This is a genomic window from Dyadobacter frigoris (assembly GCF_005280585.1).
In the GTDB taxonomy this organism is placed as follows: domain Bacteria; phylum Bacteroidota; class Bacteroidia; order Cytophagales; family Spirosomataceae; genus Dyadobacter; species Dyadobacter frigoris.
Genome location: NZ_SZVO01000019.1, coordinates 19,978 through 38,294, shown reverse-complemented (window position 1 = coordinate 38,294; position 18,317 = coordinate 19,978). Strand labels below are relative to the sequence as shown.

Here is an 18,317-nt window from a genome sequence, read left to right as displayed (position 1 = left end):
TTATCTGACAGGTACCCATTTGGTACCACTATATTTTAATATTGGTGAAATCTGGTTTTCGCGTGATTTGGTAAAATCAAAACCGGAAAGAAGGTAATCATCGTCATACCGTCTCATTTCAAGGCCTTTTTTCAACCCATCTTTATATTTAGCAAGCATTCGGCCAAAGAAAAGCAATTGATCGTAGCCCTGATAAGAATAGGCCGACGGAAAAGTATTTGTTTGTGTCCAATAAGCTTTTTGAAATTCACGAACATTTTCTTTTTCGCGGTCAATATGATCTGTTTCAATTAAATATAAACGAGAACCGTATTTGCCCAAGCGCGACTGCTGCGTATTAAAACTTCCTGATGTTGCTACAATAGGTATTGCGATTAATTTACGATCATTTAACACTTCAATTAACGGAGCACCCGAATTTCCGTCAGAAGAAAAAAGTGCTATGTGAGAAGGTTTATTGGTTTCAAAAGATGAAATTTTATTTTGCAGCCATTCACGATCCGGGATAATTTTGAGCATTTGTATCACCTTACCACCCCGTGATGTAAATTCACTGGCATAAGAAAATGCCATCATGGAATCTTTGGCGCTTCCTCCATAATAAATTGCTACGGATGGACCCGGAGCAACCGTTTTCATCCATTCAGCAGCCTTTTGAACCTGAAAAGGAATGGAAGGATGTGCAAGAAAAGTATTTTCTCCATGTTTTACCACATTAGCATCTGTTGAAAGCGGATTCAGCATATACAAATTTGTACCTGATACATAGTTTGCTGCAACCTCAAAAGTGTTTGGATATAAAGGACCAATAACGAGATCCGATTGCTGAAAGTCGGTATTACCGACAATCATTTTCATGGACTTTTCATCGTTGCTGACATCATAAGCCCATAGATTTACTTTAATTCCTTCTGTATCCAGCTGCTGTTTAGCCTGAACAAGACCCAGATAATAATCGTAAGCAAATTGATTGGTCCGTTTTTTAGAACTACCAAACTCGTCAAGACGAAATGGAAGCAAAACCGCTACATTGAAATAACCTTTCTCCCATTGATTTTCACGTTTCGGAATACTTTTTTCAGGCCCTTCCGTTTTTTCGATTTTCTCTTTTCCACTTACTTTGAAATCTGCACTAAGCTGACTTGCCTGCATCAAATCCGTTTTCGTAGAAGATGGAGCGTGTTCAATGGATTGAATTAAAGCAATGGCAATGTCGCGATCTTCCGGATATTGTTTCTGAATATCTCTCAGTTTTGCAAGATCACGAATTTCGCCAAAATAATGTTGCTTCAAACCTTGCACATCCTTATTATATGAAGACTCTTTAATTCGCTGTAAAAAACCAAGTCCTTCTTTGTATTGCTCCGTTGCAAGATTATTCGCACCAAGCAGATAATACGCATCGTTGATCTTGTTCCAACCCGGATAACGGCTCACAAGCTGAAGAAGCATTTGTTTACTTTCCCTGTACCTTTTCAGCTGATATGCGGATAATGCATAATAATAATGGGCATATGGAGAATAGGGCGCCTGGATATTGGTTGTTGTTAAGGGAGCAAATTTTTCAATAGCAATACTGTAACGACCTTGTTTTAGGTCTGATACAGCTGCTTTGTATTTGTTTTCATTAAGATCGGCAGTTTGAGCAAATGAAAAATTGCTAAAACCAGAACTGATAATGATTATTAAAAGAACGAAAATTCTCATTGGGCTTTCAGTCGTTGTTGAATTTGGTGGGTCAAATTACGAAAACCGTTTTAAGGGAAAAAGAAACGGGCAATGTTTCCATCCGAAACATTGCCCTCTTTTCTTTTGTAAAAACCCTTTATTACTTACGTTTCGTACGTTTTTCTAAGTCAGCTTGTTTCTTTTTCGCTTCATCGGCAGCTTGAAGAGACTTTGCAAGATATTTTTGGAACTTGGTTTCCTTCTTTTCACCATTCGCATTTTTCTTGCGGTTTTCTTCCAGAATATTTCTGATCTTATCTTCGTTCACAAACTTTTTGATCAACAACTGCTGACCGATTGTAACGACGTTTGAAACAAAATAGTAGAACGTCAAACCGGCAGGGAATGAGTTAAGAACAAACATAAACATCAACGGCATGATGTAACTCAACATTTTCATGTTAACCGGCCCAGGCTGTGTTGGTGTAATCTGGTTGTTATAATAAGCATATCCGATACTTGAAATCGTCATCATGATGGTAAACAAACTTACGTGATTACCATAAAAAGGAAGCGAAACAGGAAGTTTTATGAATGAATCATATGTCGACAAATCGCTTGCCCAAAGGAAATGCTGTTGCCGCAATTCAATTAAATTCGGGAATAAAAAGAAGAGCGAAAACAAAATTGGCATCGTAGCAAGTACCGGAATACAGCCACTTAACGGACTAACACCTACTTCCTGATACAATTTCATTTGATCCTGCTGTTGTTTTGCAGCATCATCCGGATTTTTTGCTTTCAGTTCTTCCAGCTCTGGCGCGAGCAATTTCATCTTCGCCATACTGATGTAAGATTTGTAAGTCAGCGGCGTAAGCAACGTTTTTACAAATAATACAAGACAGATAATCAGCAAACCATAGTTAGAAATAAACCCTTCCAGAAAGTTAAACAAAGGAACAAGGAAGAATTTGTTGATCGGTTTAAGGAATGCATATCCCAAGTAAACGTTCTGATCGAAGTTTTCAGCCTTAACTGTCTGAACGATATGGTAATCGTTTGGACCAATATAAAACTGGAAATTGGCTTCGTTTTTCTGAACGGCCAACATGGGTATGGAAGCAGCAACATTTGCCGTTTTTACAATTGTCGTGTCATTTACATTTACTATTGTTTTTACATCAACATTGGTAAACGGATGTTTTTCAGCAATCAAACCGGCAAGGAAATACTTGTGTTTAATCGTAAACCACTTAACAGGCTCTTCTGCTTTTGCTTCTTCATTGGCAGTGGGGCTTTGCGAAAGGCTGTGCAAACCGTCTGTGTAATAATTGACAGTGATCGCCTTGCGGTTTTCGTTCATGTCATTTTCAAGCTTCAAAAGATCGTTTTTCCAGTCAAACTGAATTGTCTTATCTCCTGCAACCAGACTGTTTGACTTAATGCCGTAATTGATAACATAACCAGAACCATGAACAACGTAATTCTGCTCCACAAACTGGCCTTTACCCAAATCTGTACGATAAGAAATAATGGCAGAATCTTTTGCAGCCAGTGTTTTACCGGTGGACGTGGTTGTGAAATACAGCTCAGCCAAATTTACATTACCCGCCTGAGTAGGAAATTCAATTTGAAATTTATTATGGTTTTCAAGAATAAGGAAAAGCGGTTTCTGGTCAAAAGTTTTGTATTTTTTCAACATAACTTCCTTCAGAATCCCACCCTTATTTGTGAAAACAATACGAGAATCCGTTGTTTCGATAACAAGATCCTGCGGGGCAATTTTTACTGCTGAAGTATCACCAGCTGATGCAACCGCTTGTGTAGAATCTGATGCCAGTGCACCCTTAACAGTTACGGACTTTGCAGAGTCACTATTTACTTGGGTTATCGGCGCGGGCTCAACCGGTTTTGGAACCAGAAACTGATAACCTACCAGCATTAGCATTATAAGTACTAAGCCGATTATAAAATTTTTATCCATTCTTAACTAAAAATTATTGAAGATATTGCCCCATCAGGAGGGCAAAGGTAATAAGTTTTTCCTGATTGACTTTCCTGATTACATGATTAGATCAAATCAGGATATAACAGACCGTTTTTCAAGTGAATAAGTAAGCGCAGCTTTAACGAAATTAACAAAAAGCGGATGCGGATTCATGACAGTACTTTTCAATTCAGGGTGAAATTGTACACCAACATAAAAAGGATGCCCTGGTAACTCAACCATTTCAACCAGATTATTATCCGGATTAATACCTGTAGCCATCAAACCTTTGTCTTCAAAAGCTTTCAGATATTTGTTATTGAATTCATAACGGTGACGATGACGTTCTTTGATATTTAGTTTTCCGTAAATACGGTTTGCCAAAGAATCTTTTTTCAAACGGCAAGGATAAGCGCCCAGACGCATTGTACCTCCTTTGTTAGAAACATCTTTCTGATCTTCCATTAAATTGATCACAGGATGTTCCGTGGTAGCATCCATTTCAACGGAATGCGCGCCTTCAAGTCCTACCACGTTACGGGCATACTCGATAACCGCCATTTGCATACCAAGACAAATTCCGAAGAAAGGAATTCCGTTTTCACGCACATACTGAATGGCTTCAATTTTTCCGTCAATACCTCTTTCTCCAAAACCCGGAGCAACCAGAACACCGTCCAGATTTGCAAGTTTTTCAACTACGTTCTCAGGCGTAAGGCTCTCAGAGTGAATCCATTCGATAGTTACTTTACATTCATTGGCAGAACCAGCGTGAATAAAAGATTCAACAATAGATTTGTAAGCATCGTGTAACTCTACATATTTTCCTACCAGACCGATTTTAATCGCATCAATCGGATTTTTCAGTCTCGACAGGAAAGTTTTCCATGCATCGAGATCCACATCTTTGTCATTATATATGTCAAGCATATACAACGCACGTTGATCCAATCTTTCTTTTAACATCAATAATGGAACAGCATAAATTGTATCTGCGTCCATTGCTTCAATTACCGAATTAACCTGAACGTTACAGAACAACGCAATTTTTTTACGAAGTTCAATGGGTAAAGGATGTTCTGTACGACAAACCAGAATATCCGGCTGAATACCTGATTCCTGCAGCATTCTTACCGAGTGTTGTGTCGGTTTTGTTTTCAATTCTCCTGCCGAATTCAAATAAGGAATAAGCGTCAGGTGAATAATTAATGTGTCATTGTGTTGAAGTTCAAACTTGATCTGACGAACAGCTTCTAAAAACGGAAGCGATTCAATATCACCAACACAACCACCGATTTCTGTGATAACAATATCATAATCACCGGTTTGGCCCAGCAACATCATATTTCTTTTCAACTCGTCTGTGATGTGAGGAACAACCTGAACCGTTTTACCAAGAAAATCTCCGCGTCTTTCTGCTGTGATTACGTTGTGATAAACCCTTCCCGTAGTGACGTTGTTCGCCTGGGAAGTACTGACATTTAAAAAACGTTCGTAGTGACCTAAATCCAGATCCGTTTCAGCACCATCGTCCGTTACATAGCATTCGCCATGCTCGTAAGGATTCATTGTACCCGGATCAATATTTATGTATGGATCGAATTTTTGGATTGTAACTGAAAGCCCTCTGGCTTGCAGCAATTTAGCAAGAGAAGATGCTATTATCCCTTTACCTAATGAAGATGTAACACCGCCCGTAACGAAAATGTACTTAGCGGTCTTTCGTGCTTTGGAAGCCATAAGACTTTGCTTTTTTTCTATGATTACGGGATACAAAAGTACAGCAAAAAAGGCAGATTTTTACCGTTTGCCACTTAAATATTTCTATTCGGTGCTGTAAAGGATTGGAAGTCTTTAAGATGAAGCATGAAAAAAATATTATTTGAACATTTCCGTGAATGTGTTTAGCCTTATTTATCAACCTAAAAATACAATTCCATCAATTTATACGTCTTTCTGACGGACTCTCAGAAATAAATTATTATTACTATTTTAGCATATACTAAACCATTTCTTAACGAAAAAATAATTTATGAAAAAATATCTTGTACTTGTTTTAGCAATTTTGTCTGCAACCAATCTTTTTGCACAAAACACAAAGATGTCAGTCTCTGCTCCTATCCGAGTCATCGTATTCGGCGCGCATCCGGACGATTGTGATTTAGGCGCTGGCGGCATTGCAACGATTTATTCTTCTATGGGCCATAAAGTAAAATTCGTTTCACTGACCAACGGCGATAAAGGTCATCAAACTATGAGCGAAGGAAAACTTTATTACCGCCGTCAGAAAGAGGCACAGGAAGCTGCAAAACGTTTTGGAATAGAGTATGAGGTGTTGCATAATAATGATGGTGAATTGTTTCCAACCCTGGAAAACCGTTTGGAAGTAATTCGCCAAATAAGAAGATGGAATGCCGATATCGTCATTGCGCCCCGTACAAATGATTATCATCCGGATCACAGAAATACGGGTGTGATTGTTCAGGATGCAGCATATCTGGTCATCGTTCCAAACATTGCCAGTGATGTACCACCATTGAGAAAAAATCCGGTATTTCTTTATTTCCGGGATCGTTTTCAAAAACCAAATCCTTTCAGACCAGACATTGCTATTGATATCACTGCTGCCTTACCACAAAAAGTAAATGGCCTGGATGCTCACGTTTCTCAGTTTTATGAATGGCTGCCATGGACAAATCAGGATCTTGAAAATGTTCCGAAAGATACCGTTGAACGTAAAAAGTGGCTGTTTGCTGCTATGGAAAAGCGGTCCGCAGTGACGTCGGAAATTAAAGTTTCGCTTGACAAATGGTATGGAAAGGAAAAAGCAGATTTAATAAAACAGGCAGAAGTTTTTGAGATATGTGAATACGGAAAGCAGCCAACAACCGAAGAAATCAGAAAATTATTCCCAATGCTTCCTTAAAAAACTGGCCTTACAGATGGAGTTAACACCTGTAAGGTCAGCTTTTCCTATGATAAACGATCTTTGAAGCTTTCGTATCCGAAAGACCTGATTAATCTAAAAGTTTCGTTTTTTTGCCAGATACCAATGGAAGGAAGGTTAACGCCGTTAAATGTTGTCGTTTTTACCATAGTATAATGGATCATATCTTCAAAAATAATCTGATCACCTATTTCCAGCGGTTTATCAAAAGAATAATCCCCTATAAAATCACCTGCGAGACAAGTCATCCCTCCCATTCTGTATGTTGGTTTTCCCCGTTGGGCTTCATGAAAAGCGCCACGAATAACGGGTTTGTAAGGCATTTCCAAAGTATCAGGCATATGCGCTGCAAACGACGTATCCAGAATTGCTACATCAATTCCCTGGCTGTCCATAACATCCAAAACTGTTGTAACTAATTCTCCAGTCCTCCACGCAATAGCAGAACCGGGTTCCAGAATTACTTCAATATTATATTTAGCACGGATTTTCTGAACAAGATCAATAAGTTTTTCAGTATCATATCCTTCTCTTGTCATCAAATGTCCGCCGCCCATATTCAGCCATTTTGCCTGATGTAATAAATCTGCAAAACGGGTTTCCAAGGCTTCCAACGTTCTTTCTAATGTGTAAGAATCATTTTCACAAAGGGAATGAAAATGGATTCCGTCGATTCCGTCAGGCAAAGTATCCGGCAATTTATCTCGTGTCACGCCCAAACGTGAACCCGGAACACACGGATTGTACATATCCGTTTCCACTTCGGAATACTGCGGATTCACACGGATTCCACAGGATAAAAGATGATCAGGATTATTTAGTTTAAAATCCTCAACTCGTTCTTTAAAACGTTCCCACTGACTGAACGAATTGAAAGTAATGAAACTGCTGCGTTCCATAATTTCGGTAAATTCATTATCAAGGTAAGCTGGCATGTAGGTATGTGCCGGATATCCCATGAAATCATTGATCAGTTTTACTTCATTTAATGAGCTCGCCGTAGCACCGCTTAAATATTCTTTTACAATAGGAAAAGCACTGTACATTGAGAAACCTTTGAGCGCAAGAATAATTTTGCAGCCGGCGGCCTTCTGCACGTTATCTATTAATTGAAGGTTTTTTCTGAGTAATTCTTCCTCTAAAACAAAACAGGGAGACGGGATATTTGTGTAATCGATTGGCATTTTTATCAACAAATGAGCGATGAATCAATGAGCTAAAAGCAATGTTTATTTACATTTGCGTACAAAAGTAAAAGATTGGTTTGCGAAAATTGCATTTTACGTTTTTCATTTCAAATTAATAATATAGAACTATGCCCTTCCTTGTACTAGATATCGAGATGACCGGCCCGGAGCCAGGCTGGAATGAAATAATACAAATCGGGGCTGAATTCTTTGACGATCAGTGGCATTCGATGGGAACTTATCTTCAAAACGTTTATCCTGAAAATGAAGAAGCCTTTACCGCAAAATCGGAAGAAGTACATGGACTTTCAATTGACGATCTGGAAGATGCACCTATGATGTTTGATGTAATTCCGGAATTTGAAAAATGGATCAAAAAACTAAATTCCGGCAAACCAAACCTTTCAAACGTAATTATTTGTGGCCAAAGTGTTGTGTATGATATCAATTTCCTCCGTTTCGCGTATCGGAATGAAAAGATTAATTGGCCGTTTTCTAACAAACAAATTGACTTACATACTGTCTCCTATCTTTTCTTCAAAATTCTGGAAAAGAACGGACAATCCGTTCCTCGTTCGTTAAGCCTTGGTTCGGTTTCAGGTTATTTTGGTTTTGAAAGAGAGGATGAAACGCACAATGCACTGGAAGATGCACAATTAACAGCGCGTTGTTTTAAGGAATTCTTTAAACTGATAGATAAGGTAAAACTGGTATGATTGATTACAATCCAAAAGAATGGTTTAAATACATATTCTATTTTCAGAAAGCGGATACGGTCAGGAAATTGATGCCATTGATCTTAACTATCATGGTTTACACTACCATCCTGTCCTATTTAATCCTTAAAGTTTGGCGCATTGGTGAAAACACGGATTTGAAAAATATTTCCCTGATGCATTCCTTGCTTGGCTTTGTTATTTCTATGCTACTGGTTTTCCGGACAAATACGGCGTATGACCGCTGGTGGGAAGGTAGAAGACAATGGGGCGCGCTAATGAATTGCAGCCGAAATCTTGCCTTAAAAATAAATTCATTGGTTGATAAAGAAAATGAAGAAGCACGGGAGTTTTTTCGACTTATGATTCCCAATTATGCTTTTGCTTTTAAAAATCATTTGAGAGGCCATTTCCTTTCCGAAAGTTTTACCGAGACTTCCACATTCAAACTATCTGATTTACATTTAGAGGACCATATTCCAAATCAGATCGCGGCGGCTTTGTTCAGTAAATCCGTTGAATTACAACGAAAAGGGTTTATCCTCCCCGAGCATCTCTTAGTACTAAATGTAGAATTAGAAACTTTTACAAATGTTTGTGGTGCTTGCGAGCGCATAAAAAATACGCCCATTCCTTTATCTTACAGTTCATTTATCAAAAAATTCATCTTCATATACTGTATAACATTGCCAATCGGCTACGTTTTCAGCCTGCATTTTCTGGTGATACCGTTTGTAATGTTTGTATTTTATATCCTGGCAAGCCTGGAAGTTATTGCCGAAGAAATTGAAGATCCCTTTGGAGAAGACGCAAATGATTTGCCAATTGATAGGATTTGTGCAGGAATTCAGCTTTCAGCAAACGCGTTGTTGAAATAGATTTTTAATACAATTTTAATGTCAAATATTAGAAACTGATTAAAATTTACATTAAATAAAAAGTTTTAAGTAAGTGCATATTTTCCCTTCATTCTAATAAATTTCAGTTTTTTCGGCAATCACATATTGTTTTGAAACATAATATTTCTTGATTAGCACTTTTCTCTCAATTCTATCATTATTTTGATATGCAATTTGTAAATTTCTCCAAAAATGACGGTTTTTTCATGATTTAGAACTCTCTGAAATTTGATGTTTATTGCGATTGATCCTTTGGCGATTGTTGTTCATTAATCCAATAAACATCCCATATCATGAGAAAATCATTCTTAATATCCGCCGCAATAATTATATCAGGTTTTATTTCCGGTTCAGTTTATGCGCAATCCAGCATTGTTGATCCAGGAATGTCAACGCACAACTATAAACATCCTAATAAAGCTGCCAAGGCGAAAGCTTTGAAAAATGACGGAATTGTTGTTTCAAATATTAATACAATTGAGTCATACAGCAAACAGCAGAACACCCGCTATGTGAGCACAACGCCCAAGTATGCGCCACGTGCAACCCCGCTTGTTGTTACAAGAACGTACAAAAAGGAAGCTGTTGACATCAATCCGCTTATTTCACCAAGGAATTATAAAACACCAAATATTGCTGAGCGCAGCACTTCATCAGAAGTGGCAAACTTGAAAAGCAAAACCGACACCTTAGGTTACCTTACTGTCGATTAATATACTTCAAACTAAAAACTGAAAAGCCGGTGCTTCTAGCGCCGGCTTTTTTTTGTTGTCTTTTAATTTCTTAGTGGCTTTTGAAAAAAATCGTTCAGAAAAATTTTAAATTCTTCAATAAATACAATAACTGCTTTTTATTATTATTGAAATAATACAAATTAATGGAATGTTATTTGAACAGATATTGTTTTTATATCAACCAGAGGCAATTTTAGTTTTGGGCCCGGTCAATTTAACACCATAAAGAAATTAATAAATTCTGTGAAATGTTATATTTTTTCTATCCAATAACATTTAAGAAAATCACAGAGCAACTCTAATACCTATGTCATATTCAATTTTAGCACCCTCGCAGTCAAAAAAATATCTCCGGATGGCCGTTGCTGCTTTTTTCTTTGTTCAGGGATTAAGTTTCGCTGCCTGGGCTAGCCGCATTCCGGATATTAAAAACATGCTGCACCTGACCGAAGGCGGTTTGGGAACAGTATTACTTGCTTTACCACTTGGACTGATGGCGAGTTTGCCTGTATCGGGCTGGATGGTTACGAAATACGGCAGTAAAAAGATGGTACTTTTCGGAGCTATTCTTTATGCTATTACTTTAACCTTCATCGGTTTTGCAACCAGAACGGAACAACTCGTCATTGTTCTTTTCTCTTTCGGACTTTGGGGAAACCTTTGTAACATTGCTGTAAATACACAAGCTGTTGCGGTGGAACAGGTTTATGGCAAATCCATCATGGCTTCTTTCCACGGACTTTGGAGCCTTGCGGGATTTGTAAGTGCGATGATCGGTACTTTTTTCATATCAATAAATATTCCGCCACAAATCCATTTTATGGTAATTGCGGTTATTGCTTTTGCCATCATATTTACAGCCTACAAGCATACAATGCCTGACAGCGAGAAAAATAGTGATGAAGAGCAGCCCATGTTTGTAAAACCGGACCGTGATCTTTTGATGCTTGGTCTGATCGGATTTTGTGCCATGGTTTGTGAAGGTGCTATGTTTGACTGGTCTGGTGTATATTTCATGGAGGTTGTAAAAGTTCCGGCATCCATGAAAACAATGGGATACGTTGCTTTTATGGGGACAATGACAGGCGGACGTTTCGCTGGTGACTGGCTTGCTAATAAAATCGGAAGAAAGAAAATGCTTCAAATCAGTGGCTTACTTATGGCCGGTGGTTTAGGAATTGCAGTTTTGTTACCTTACATGGCAACTGCAACTTTCGGTTTATTACTTGTAGGTTTTGGAGTTTCATCGGTTGTTCCGCTTGTATATAGCGCAGCCGGAAGATCAACAACGATGTCTGCCGGAATGGCTTTGGCAGCCGTTTCTTCGATCAGTTTTATTGGTTTCCTTATCGGGCCTCCACTGATCGGGATCGTAGCACAGATGGCTGATCTTCGTTTCTCATTTGCAGTTGTAGCTATGTTAGCTTTTTGTACGACACTTTTATCTTCCAAAGCGAAACTGATCCAATAATTTGGATTGAACAGGTTTCAATATAGATTGGTACATTTTTATTAGCCAGGATAATGACTTAGTCATCCTGGCTTTTTTTATTTTCCAATTATGAAAACTTCCCTAATTACCATTGTTTGCTTTTTATTGGCATTACATATACATGCGCAAAACGATACTTTAAGAAATCTGGACATTAATCTCGAAAACTATCAATATCCGTTTCCTGTTAAATTTCTTCTCCTTGATTTACAGGGAGAAAAATTAAAAATGGCTTATATGGACGTGTTGCCGGAAAAACCTAATGGAAAAACAATTGTGTTACTTCATGGCAAAAACTTCAATGGCGCGTATTGGGAACAAACAGCAAAAGCGTTAACAAAGTCAGGTTTCCGGGTCATCATCCCTGATCAGATTGGTTTTGGAAAATCTTCCAAGCCTGTGCATTTTCAATACTCATTTCAGCAGCTGGCGGCAAATACAAAAAAAATCCTCGACACCTTAAATATTTCTTCAGCCACGATTCTGGGACATTCCATGGGTGGGATGGTTGCGATGCGTTTTACTTTAATGTATCCTGAAACGGCTGAAAAACTGGTGCTTGTTAACCCTTTGGGTTTGGAAGATTATAAGTTAAAAATCCCTTATCAACCTGTTGACAAATGGTATCACACAGAATTGAAAAGCAATTTTGAAACCATAAAAACATATCAGCTTAACAGTTATTACGATGGGAAGTGGAAAGAAGCTTATACCCATTGGGCAAATCTGTACGCAGGATGGACTTTAAATAAGGACTATCCAGGAATCGCCTGGAACTCTGCGCTGACTTACGATTTAATTATGACGCAACCCGTCATTTATGAAATTCAAAATATCAAATCTCCAACGTTGCTGATTATCGGTCAGAGAGACCGGAGTTCAGTTGGGAAGAATCTGGCCTCTCTACAAGATCAGAAAACACTTGGGAATTATCCCGAACTTGGAAAAAAGGCAAATACCTTAATAAAAAATAGTCAACTGGTTCCTCTGGATGATATCGGTCACCTTCCTCACATAGAAGATTTTGACAAATTCATAAAACCGCTTTTAAATTTCCTGACAGATAAATAAAACCTTTATTAAAGAAATAGAATTTTTTTGATAAGTTACTGTTTGTGCCATTGGATAAAAAGTATTATTATTCGTATGATTGTAATCTAATTTCGATTATATTACTCTTGCGAAACCTGCATTCTATACTTTATGATATATAATTTTTACTTTAAATTAATTCTATTCTCGGTATTACTTTTCATCACATTCTCGCTTGGTAAATCCTATTTAAAACCGAACAAAAATTCAATCAGTAATCCTGAATTTTTCGTTGTTGGTTTCCTCGTTTTGACTTTTTTGATCCGCTTTCTTTATATGGAAGAAGTTGAATCCAATATTGATACCAGCACCTGGCTTAGTGGAATGCATACAGTAAATCACTACCCCGCCTGGCTTTGGACACTTTTGAATTACACGGATTCTCGCCCGTTAACGGTTCTTCCTCTTGTCCTTGTATCCAAACTTGGAATAAATGTGGGTTATGTTGTTTCGGAATGCATCGGACTTATATTCTGGTTGGCGACCACATTTTTTCTATATAAAATTTTTGATCTTTTTCTTTCAAAACAAACCAGCCTCATTCTAATTTGGGGCTTTTGTTTACTAATTGGAACTACTTTCGTTTCTGATTACACTGCCTACAATTCAGAGCAGCTAAGCGTTCTGATGCTCACGGCTTCTACCTATGCATATTTGTCTTATTGTGATGGTCAGTGGAAAAACAATCCGGGACTACTGGTATTTGGCATTCTAATGGGAAGTCTCGTTTATGTAAAATTCCAAAATGTACCCATGGGAATTTTTATTACCACGGCACTCTTAATTGAAATACTGATACAAAAACGCTGGAAAAGTGCTTTAATTCTTATTATCGGAGGACTTCTCCCTACTATCCTGATCAATCTGTATTACTTTTCGCAAGGAAGTCTGATGATCTTTTGGAATAATTACTTCTGGAATTATTTCTACTATGCCTATACAACCCAATTTTCAGATGTTCCCATTGGTGACCGTTTCAATCTGGTAAGAATTTTCAGGTTTATTTATTTTTATGATGATTCAAAATGGTACTTTTTAGCTGCAACGATCATCATATCACTTGGCGTTATCGCAAACGTTATTAAACGCCAGCCTACCTCTGCACGGCAGAAAAATTTCTTCTTCTTCTCCTTACTCTATATTTTTGTTTGTTTGTATGCCATTTTACAATCGGGAAATTCTTTCGGTCATTACAAGTTGTACTTATGGGTTCCGGTTACCCTTTTTACAGGAATTATTATTTCAATATCACCTGCAATCGTCCAAAAATATTGCCTGCTTTTCTTTCTTGTAAGCGGAACAATTATAGCTGGTAAAAATCTACTTTTAAAAGAAAAAAGCCTGCTTGCCATTCACGCGCATCTTGATCAAAAAATAATAGCCAGCATTAGAAAAAATTCGAGGCACGACGAGCCGGTTGTTGTCTGGGGATGGCGCGATCAATTGTATGTCAGGGCTCAAAGACCCATGGGATATCGTGATGCACACAGTTTTCATTTTGCCCTGAAATCAAGATTAATTCCGTACTGGACCACCGATTTTTTAAACGATATTAGAAAAAACAAACCGTCTGTTTTTGTAGATGTTACCCAGCCGGAAGGTTATTCCACCTTTGCTAAAATTCTTTCTCCGCACAACAATATACCGCAAATCAGAAATTACGTAAATAAGTATTACTCTCTGATCGAAAATATTGAAGGAGTCAGGATTTACAAACGCAAACCCTGACAAACAAGCCGGGAGAAAATAAAATCAGCGTTAACGCAATTCGACCAACGCTGATTTTCATAATTAATAGCTTGATTATCAGCCAAAAAACTGTTTTACATAATTCCGGCTGGTAAGAATTGCGCTTTGAACATCTTCAATATTTCCTTCGTAAGCTTTGTCCTCAACCTCAATAACGACAGGTCCACGGTAACGAACATCTGTAAGCGCACCAAAAAAGCCGCGCCAGTTTACATCACCCAAGCCAGGTAATTTTGGCGAATGATATTCCAGCGGATTAGCCATAATACCAACTTTATCCAGTTTCTCTTTATATAGTTTTGCGTCTTTCAAATGCACATGATGTAAACGATCCTTGTAGCCATAAATCGGTTTTATTTCATCCATCATTTGCCAGATCATATGTGAAGGATCATAATTCAGGCCAAAAACCGGGTTGGGAATTATTTCAAACATTCGATCCCAAACAGCAGGACTGATCGCAAGATTTTTCCCGCCCGGCCATTCATCATCAGTAAAAAACATCGGGCAGTTTTCAATAGCCAGTTTGACGTTATTTTCCTCAGCCACTTTTACAACCGCAGGCCAGACGTCCGCAAAAGTTTTGAGATTTTCTTTGATACTTTTTGAAGGATCACGCCCGATAAATGTAGTAACCACAGGAATATTCAGCCTGGCAGCCCCGCGAATAACCTGTTTGATATGTTCCAGATAAAATTCAGATTTAATGGGATCGGGATCCATCGGATTGGGATAATAACCCAACGCCGATATAAACACTTGTGCTTCTTTCAAAGCATAATGTATTTCTGAAATTTTTTGTTCCGTCAGCGCATTTACATCAATATGGGTGACACCCGCATAACGGCGGCTATCGGCATTTCCGGTCGGCCAGCACATCATTTCAATACATGAAAACCCGTGGTTACCGGCAAATTTAACCACGTGGTCAAAACCAAAATCACTTAATATCGCACTATTAAAACCTAATTTAAGCATAACAAAAGGGATTAGAATATTTAATCAACTATCGTGAAAACATAAAATCTTCAAGGCATTTTCAAATGTAAAATTAAGGATATCATTTCAAATCACCTGAAATACCGACACATTCCCGGCAAATACCGCAAAGGCTTTTTAGTAAACATCCGGTTTCGTAAATTTCAGAAAATTGACGCATATGAAACAATCCGGAATTCAATTTTTTATTCATGTTTTTCTGGTTTTTGCCTTTTTGGCATTACCTTATATTTTTGCTCCAACCGGTTTCCCGGGACTGGCAGAATTGGAAAGGAATTCGCATGAACGGACCAATTTTGTTTCTTATCTGCTCATGCTAGCATTTTTTTACGCCAATTATTACTATTTAATACCCCGCTTTTATTTCAACAAAAAGTACATTTCCTACGCTACTTTTATACTGGGCAGTTTCCTGATCATACTGTTTTTCATTTACACACTTGATAAAACACCTGGCGCTCCCCGACCCTTTCCTCATCGTCCGCCTCACGCTATGCGATTTGACAAACCACCCGCAGGTTTTGACAATAGCCAGACTTTATTTCTTTTCCTGGTTGGTCTCGTGGTTTCATTTGCGTTAAGAATTAATGACAGACTGAAACGTTCTGAACAGGAGAAGCTAACTACGGAGTTGTCCTATTTGAAAGCCCAGATTAATCCTCATTTTTTGTTCAATACGCTGAACAGTATTTATTCGCTGGCCATCGAAAAATCTGACAGGACTGCCGACGCCGTGGTTATGCTTTCGTCATTGATGCGCTATGTTATCCGGGACGCCAGTGAAAGTCTCGTTCCGCTCAACAAAGAAATTGAGTATATAAAAAATTATGTGTCCTTGCAAAAATTCCGGTTAGATGATACCGTTTTGATTGAATTTCAAGTAGATGGTAACTATTTAAATAAGCAGATTGCACCGCTGATTCTTATTTCTTTTATTGAAAACGCGTTTAAATACGGCGTAAATCCCGAACAGAAATCTTTGATAAAAATTACTATTACTGCGGATCGTGATGAGCTGATTCTTCATGTTTGTAATAATAAGGTACGGATAAATCATTCAGAGGAATCATCGGGAGGCATTGGCATAAATAATACCAGAACCCGTTTACAATTACTTTATCCGGCAAAACACCAATTAATAATAGAGGATAATGCCGAAAACTTTATCATCGACCTAAAACTAAACCTTTCATGATCCAGGCTATTGCACTTGATGACGAACCTCCGGCGCTAAGAATTATCTCCAATTTTTGCAGCAGAATTGATTTTATTGATTTACCGAAAACTTTCAGCCGAACCGATGACGCGATGAATTATCTGGAAAATTATCCCGTCGATCTGATTTTTCTGGATATCAATATGCCATCCATGTCGGGACTTGATTTTTATCAGGCTATCCCGCATGAAGCTATGGTCATTTTTACAACAGCCTATGCAGAACATGCAGTCGAAGGTTTTAATCTAAACGCGGTAGATTATTTATTGAAACCTTTCACCTTTGAAAGATTCCGGCAAGCGGCAAACAAAGCAAAAGATTACTATAATTTCAAAAATCCTGTTGAAAATCCTGCGTCCAAATTTCTTCTGGTTCGTGCCGATTACAGTTTGCACAAAATCGCTTTTTCAGACATACTTTTCATCGAAGGACTTGATGATTACCTCAAAATCCATATCGAAAATACCAAGCCGCTCGTAGTGAGAATGACGATGAAAGCGATGTTACAAAAACTTCCCGAACAGGAATTTATTCGAGTGCATCGCTCTTTCATTATCCCGTTTAGTCGTATTGAAAATGTACGGAACAAAATAATCAGTCTGGCGGGTGAAGAAATCCCGATCGGGTCCAGTTATGAAGAATCTTTTGGCAAACGGTTTAAGAACTGAATCAGACAAGTTGCCATTATTCTCATTTGACTGTAAATCCTTAGAAAGCTCTGTTATTTAAGTTATCGAAAAAATTCATCCCTTAAAAAATTCAGTCATCAATCCCCGCTACCATTTGTAACTATCCTGCATGTATAAATCACATGAATTTTAGTAATATTGACATAAGAAAGCAGTAAAACAGCGAATAATCGACATTACAGCTTATCTTTTCAATACTTAAATTTAAACTATTACTAAAAACATGGCAGATTCTGAACCTGGTATCGGTAAGAAGATACTGAGCTTTTTTATCAAGGAAAGTACAGAGCCTACACAAGTTTCTCCGGCAGATAATACGAACGTTGCTACAGCATCAGCACCTGCAGCACCGGTTGAACAGCCAAAACCAACTTCCGCTCCAACCGTACAGAATGCAGCCGGAACAGCAGAAGTTGACCGGAAATTTGTACAGCATTTTGTGGAATTGCTTGAAAAAGCAAACTTGCCCGGGCCCGACTATTTTGAATATAAACAGGCGCTGAGAAGCATGGAAGGTTTAGGGTTGGGAGAAGAAAAACAGTTTCAGGCTGCCTGGGCAAGTTTCAAGGCCATGGGAGGAATAACTGATAATTCTATCCTGAAAACTTCGGCGGATCAATATCTTTCCATTTTGGGAAAAGACCGTGAATCGTTTTTAAAAGACGTAGAACGTGCTGTTAAAGAAAGAGTTGGCACGTTGAACGATGAATTAAAAAAACTGGAAGACAATAATAATGCTTATATTCAGGAGATTGCCAATCTTCAGAAAAAGATAGACGATAATAAAAACCGTTTGGGACAAATTTCGGGTGAGATCTCCGAACAAAGTGCCAAAATCAATGCGAACAAAGATAGCTTTGAGGTAACATACCAAAGCTTTGTTTCGCAAATAAATTCAGATCTCAGCAAAATTAATCAATATCTAAAATAAGACCTTCAACC

15 protein-coding genes are annotated in these 18,317 nt (G+C 38.1%); 10 read left to right on the top strand and 5 right to left on the bottom strand.

The window, feature by feature from the left end; all coding sequences use genetic code 11:
* From FDK13_RS29460 to pyrG, 3 genes are all read right to left on the bottom strand, one after another.
* The gene (locus tag FDK13_RS29460; RefSeq protein WP_137343611.1) at positions 1-1,707 is read right to left on the bottom strand and encodes an ABC transporter substrate-binding protein; all 1,707 of its coding nucleotides are present in this window, start codon (positions 1,705-1,707) and stop codon (positions 1-3) included.
* 121 nt (positions 1,708-1,828) lie between these two features.
* The gene (yidC, locus tag FDK13_RS29455) at positions 1,829-3,652 is read right to left on the bottom strand and encodes a membrane protein insertase YidC (protein ID WP_137343610.1); all 1,824 of its coding nucleotides are present in this window, start codon (positions 3,650-3,652) and stop codon (positions 1,829-1,831) included.
* A 96-nt stretch (positions 3,653-3,748) separates the two neighbouring features.
* Positions 3,749-5,395, bottom strand: a complete 1,647-nt coding sequence (gene pyrG / locus FDK13_RS29450) for a CTP synthase (protein ID WP_137343609.1) — start codon at positions 5,393-5,395, stop codon at positions 3,749-3,751.
* Positions 5,396-5,687: 292 nt separating this feature from the next.
* On the opposite strand from pyrG, the gene FDK13_RS29445 reads away from it, so the two are divergent.
* The gene (locus FDK13_RS29445) at positions 5,688-6,581 is read left to right on the top strand and encodes a PIG-L deacetylase family protein (protein WP_137343608.1); all 894 of its coding nucleotides are present in this window, start codon (positions 5,688-5,690) and stop codon (positions 6,579-6,581) included.
* Positions 6,582-6,628: 47 nt separating this feature from the next.
* Here the strand turns inward: FDK13_RS29445 and nspC are convergent, their stop codons facing one another.
* The gene (nspC, locus tag FDK13_RS29440) at positions 6,629-7,786 is read right to left on the bottom strand and encodes a carboxynorspermidine decarboxylase (protein ID WP_137343607.1); all 1,158 of its coding nucleotides are present in this window, start codon (positions 7,784-7,786) and stop codon (positions 6,629-6,631) included.
* Between the two features lie 131 nt (positions 7,787-7,917).
* Here nspC and FDK13_RS29435 point away from each other — a divergent pair, with 131 nt between their 5' ends.
* The 6 genes from FDK13_RS29435 (at position 7,918) to FDK13_RS29410 (ending at position 14,450) form a co-directional block, all read left to right on the top strand.
* Positions 7,918-8,505: a 3'-5' exonuclease gene (locus tag FDK13_RS29435; RefSeq protein WP_137343606.1), complete on the top strand. Its 588-nt coding sequence runs from the start codon at positions 7,918-7,920 to the stop codon at positions 8,503-8,505.
* On the top strand, positions 8,502-9,383 hold the full coding sequence (locus tag FDK13_RS29430) for a bestrophin family protein (protein WP_137343605.1): 882 nt from the start codon (positions 8,502-8,504) through the stop codon (positions 9,381-9,383). The genes FDK13_RS29435 and FDK13_RS29430 overlap by 4 nt, the downstream gene beginning before the upstream one ends.
* Positions 9,384-9,697: 314 nt before the next feature.
* Positions 9,698-10,117: a hypothetical protein gene (locus FDK13_RS29425; RefSeq protein ID WP_229216271.1), complete on the top strand. Its 420-nt coding sequence runs from the start codon at positions 9,698-9,700 to the stop codon at positions 10,115-10,117.
* A gap of 328 nt (positions 10,118-10,445) precedes the next feature.
* Positions 10,446-11,609 carry an MFS transporter gene (locus tag FDK13_RS29420; protein WP_137343603.1) on the top strand — a complete coding sequence of 388 codons (1,164 nt, stop codon included), beginning with the start codon at positions 10,446-10,448 and terminating at the stop codon, positions 11,607-11,609.
* A 90-nt stretch (positions 11,610-11,699) separates the two neighbouring features.
* Positions 11,700-12,701: an alpha/beta fold hydrolase gene (locus FDK13_RS29415; protein ID WP_137343602.1), complete on the top strand. Its 1,002-nt coding sequence runs from the start codon at positions 11,700-11,702 to the stop codon at positions 12,699-12,701.
* Positions 12,702-12,998: 297 nt separating this feature from the next.
* Positions 12,999-14,450 carry a hypothetical protein gene (locus FDK13_RS29410; RefSeq protein ID WP_137343601.1) on the top strand — a complete coding sequence of 484 codons (1,452 nt, stop codon included), beginning with the start codon at positions 12,999-13,001 and terminating at the stop codon, positions 14,448-14,450.
* 78 nt (positions 14,451-14,528) lie between these two features.
* Here the strand turns inward: FDK13_RS29410 and FDK13_RS29405 are convergent, their stop codons facing one another.
* Positions 14,529-15,449, bottom strand: a complete 921-nt coding sequence (locus FDK13_RS29405; protein WP_137343600.1) for a sugar phosphate isomerase/epimerase family protein — start codon at positions 15,447-15,449, stop codon at positions 14,529-14,531.
* A gap of 181 nt (positions 15,450-15,630) precedes the next feature.
* Between FDK13_RS29405 and FDK13_RS29400 the strand changes: the two genes are divergently transcribed.
* The 3 genes from FDK13_RS29400 (at position 15,631) to FDK13_RS29390 (ending at position 18,306) form a co-directional block, all read left to right on the top strand.
* Positions 15,631-16,665, top strand: a complete 1,035-nt coding sequence (locus FDK13_RS29400; RefSeq protein WP_137343599.1) for a sensor histidine kinase — start codon at positions 15,631-15,633, stop codon at positions 16,663-16,665.
* The gene (locus FDK13_RS29395) at positions 16,662-17,354 is read left to right on the top strand and encodes a LytR/AlgR family response regulator transcription factor (RefSeq protein WP_137343598.1); all 693 of its coding nucleotides are present in this window, start codon (positions 16,662-16,664) and stop codon (positions 17,352-17,354) included. The genes FDK13_RS29400 and FDK13_RS29395 overlap by 4 nt, the downstream gene beginning before the upstream one ends.
* 244 nt (positions 17,355-17,598) lie before the next feature.
* Positions 17,599-18,306 carry a hypothetical protein gene (locus FDK13_RS29390; RefSeq protein WP_137343597.1) on the top strand — a complete coding sequence of 236 codons (708 nt, stop codon included), beginning with the start codon at positions 17,599-17,601 and terminating at the stop codon, positions 18,304-18,306.
* Positions 18,307-18,317: the final 11 nt, after the last annotated feature.